Origin of the sequence: Hydrogenophaga sp., from assembly GCF_022844385.1 — a bacterium.
Lineage (GTDB): Bacteria > Pseudomonadota > Gammaproteobacteria > Burkholderiales > Burkholderiaceae_C > Hydrogenophaga.
Genome location: NZ_JALHLX010000110.1, coordinates 1 through 3,070, shown reverse-complemented (window position 1 = coordinate 3,070; position 3,070 = coordinate 1). Strand labels below are relative to the sequence as shown.

Genomic DNA, 3,070 nt, shown 5'->3' with positions numbered 1-3,070 from the left:
GCCTACTGGAACCTGTTCGCCCTTGGCCAGGCCCTGCTGCCGCTGATGGACGAACAGCAGCAGGCGCTCGACGCCCTGGAGCCCTACAAGGCCTTGATGCCGGCCGCGCTGCAGCGGCGCATGAACGACAAGCTGGGACTGGCCAGGGTGGAAGAAGGTGACGCCGAACTCACGGAGTCGCTGATGAAGCTGATGGCGGCCGACGCGGTGGACTTCACGATCGTCTGGCGCCGGCTGAGCCACGCGGTAGCGGGCAACCTGGAGCCCGTGCGCGACCTGTTCCTGCAGCGCGAGGCCTTCGATGCGTGGGCCACGCGGTGGCAAGAGCGTCTGCAGGCGCAGCCCGACTTCGACGCCGCTGCCACCCAAGCGCAGATGCTGCGCACCAACCCGCAGGTGGTGTTGCGCAACCACCTCGGCGAGGTCGCCATCCAGCGCGCCAAGGAAGGCGACTTCAGCGAAGTGGCGCGGTTGCAAAACGCGCTGGAGCACCCATTTGAAGAGATTGCCGGTCACGACGACCTGGCCGCTTTCCCACCCGACTGGGCCAGCCAGATCGAAATCAGTTGCTCGTCGTAGGAGAACCCAGATGAACTTTCCCGTCCAGAAAACCGACGCCGAGTGGCGTGAACTGCTGACAGCCAAAGGCGCCGAAGTGCGCGCGTTCGACGTCACCCGCCACGCCCACACCGAGCGGCCGTACACCGGCAAGTACGAGCAGGTCTGGGCCGATGGCAGTTACCACTGTGTCTGCTGCGGCAACACCCTGTTCGACGCCAAGACCAAGTTCGACGCCGGCTGCGGCTGGCCCAGCTTCTCGCAGGCCCTGCCCGGCGCCATCACCGAAATCACCGACCGCACCCACGGCATGGTGCGGGTGGAGACCGTGTGCAGCCAGTGCGGCGCCCACCTGGGCCATGTGTTCGACGACGGCCCCACCGACACCGGCTTGCGCTACTGCATGAACTCGGCTTCACTGGAGCACTCGCCCACCAAGGACACGCCATGAAAGCCAACACGATCCTGCAGACCATCGGCAACACGCCGCACGTGCGCATCCAGCGCCTGTTTGGCGACGCCACGCAGCAGGTGTGGATCAAGTCCGAGCGCAGCAACCCGGGCGGCTCCATCAAGGACCGCATCGCCCTGGCCATGGTGGAAGCGGCCGAGCAGACCGGCGCGTTGAAGCCTGGCGGCACCATCGTGGAGCCCACCTCGGGCAATACCGGCATCGGCCTGGCCATGGTGGCTGCGGTCAAGGGCTACAAAATCATTCTGGTGATGCCCGACAGCATGTCGGTGGAACGCCGTCGACTCATGCTGGCCTACGGCGCCAGCTTCGACCTCACACCGCGCGAGAAAGGCATGAAAGGCTCGATCGCCCGCGCCGAGGAGATCGTGGCCAGCACACCCGGTGCCTGGATGCCACAACAGTTCAACAACCCGGCCAACGTGGCGGTGCACGTGCAGACCACGGCCGAAGAGATCGCAGCCGACTTTCCCGAAGGCATCGACGCCATCATCACCGGCGTGGGCACCGGCGGTCACCTCACGGGTGTGGCCCGCGTGCTCAAGGCGCGTTGGCCCAGGCTCAAGGTCTTCGCCGTGGAGCCGACGGCTTCGCCCGTGATCTCGGGTGGTGCGCCCTCGCCCCACCCCATCCAGGGCATCGGCGCGGGCTTCATTCCGGGCAACCTCGACATGAGCGTGCTCGACGGGGTGATCCAGGTCGAGGCCGACCCGGCGCGCGAGATGGCCCGCCGATGCGCGCGCGAAGAAGGCATGCTGGTGGGTATTTCTTCCGGCGCCACACTGGCCGCCATTGCCCAGAAACTCCCGGCGCTGCCAGCCAACGCGGTGGTGCTGGGCTTCAACTACGACACCGGCGAACGCTATTTGTCGGTGGACGGCTTCCTGCCTGCCTGACCCCATGAAAACACTTCAAGACATCCGCCTCTCCATGCTCGACCTGGTCGCCGTGCGCCAAGGCGGCACCGTTGCCGACGCTCTGAAAGTTGCGCTGCGCACCGCGCAACACGCCGAGTCGCTGGGCTTCACCCGCTACTGGCTGGCCGAGCACCACAACATGAGCGGCATCGCCTGCTCGGCCACTGCCGTGCTGGTGGGCCACATCGCGGGTGGCACCCAGCGCATGCGCGTGGGCTCGGGCGGCGTGATGCTGCCCAACCACGCGCCGCTGGTGGTGGCCGAAGCCTTCGGCACGCTGGCCGAGCTCTACCCCAACCGCATCGACCTGGGCCTGGGCCGCGCTCCCGGCACCGACCCCATGACCATGCGCGCCCTGCGCCGCAACCGCACCGAAAGCGAAGACGACTTTCCGCGCGACGTGGCCGAACTGCAGCACCTGCTGGGCCCGGTGCAACCGGGACAACGCGTGATCGCCAACCCCGGCAGCGACACCAACGTCCCCATCTGGCTTCTGGGCTCCAGCCTGTTCTCGGCGCGTCTGGCGGCCGAGCGCGGCCTGCCGTTTGCGTTTGCGTCCCACTTTGCGCCGCGCATGTTGCTGCAGGCGCTCGACGTGTACCGCAGCCATTTCAAGCCATCCGCCCAGCTGGCCCAGCCTTACGTGATCATCGGCGTGCCCTTGATCGCTGCGCCCACCGACGACGAAGCCGAGTTTCTTGCCAGCAGCACCTACCAGCGCGTGCTGGGCATCCTCACCGGCCAGCGTGGACAGTTGCCGCCGCCGGTGCAAGGCTTCATGCAGCGCCTGCACCCGCAGGAACAGGCCGGCATCGCCGATTTCCTGGCCGCGGCCGTGATCGGGGGGCCGGACACCGTGCGCGAAGGACTTCAAGCGCTGGCCGACGCCACACAGGCCGACGAGTTCATGATCGTCTGCGATGTGTTCGACCCGGCCCTGCGTCTTCGCTCGCTGGACATCGCTGCTGAGGCAATGGCCGTGTCCGAACCGCTCACTGCTTGATCATCTGCATGATCTGCCCTGCGTCCAGCGTTGCAGCCTTCTGGCGGATCTGAGGCAGGTACTGCGCCTGCATCTGTTTGGCCGGACCGAGCAGGTCCTGGAAGGTTTCCTGCAGCAGTG

The 3,070-nt window shown here is 66.8% G+C and carries 4 protein-coding genes; all 4 read left to right on the top strand.

Translation table 11 applies throughout. The features are described 5' to 3' along the window. Nucleotides 1–579 (top strand): protein adenylyltransferase SelO family protein (locus Q0C59_RS15415; protein ID WP_291217019.1); only part of this gene is annotated, 579 nt, incomplete at its 5' end. A gap of 10 nt (nucleotides 580–589) precedes the next feature. Beyond that, nucleotides 590–1,009 carry a peptide-methionine (R)-S-oxide reductase MsrB gene (gene msrB, locus Q0C59_RS15410; protein WP_291217016.1) on the top strand — a complete coding sequence of 140 codons (420 nt, stop codon included), beginning with the start codon at nucleotides 590–592 and terminating at the stop codon, nucleotides 1,007–1,009. Then, on the top strand, nucleotides 1,006–1,926 hold the full coding sequence (gene cysK / locus Q0C59_RS15405; RefSeq protein WP_291217014.1) for a cysteine synthase A: 921 nt from the start codon (nucleotides 1,006–1,008) through the stop codon (nucleotides 1,924–1,926). Before msrB ends, cysK begins: the two co-directional genes overlap by 4 nt. Before the next feature lie 4 nt (nucleotides 1,927–1,930). Then, the gene (locus Q0C59_RS15400; protein ID WP_291217011.1) at nucleotides 1,931–2,950 is read left to right on the top strand and encodes an LLM class flavin-dependent oxidoreductase; all 1,020 of its coding nucleotides are present in this window, start codon (nucleotides 1,931–1,933) and stop codon (nucleotides 2,948–2,950) included. Nucleotides 2,951–3,070 lie beyond the last annotated feature (120 nt).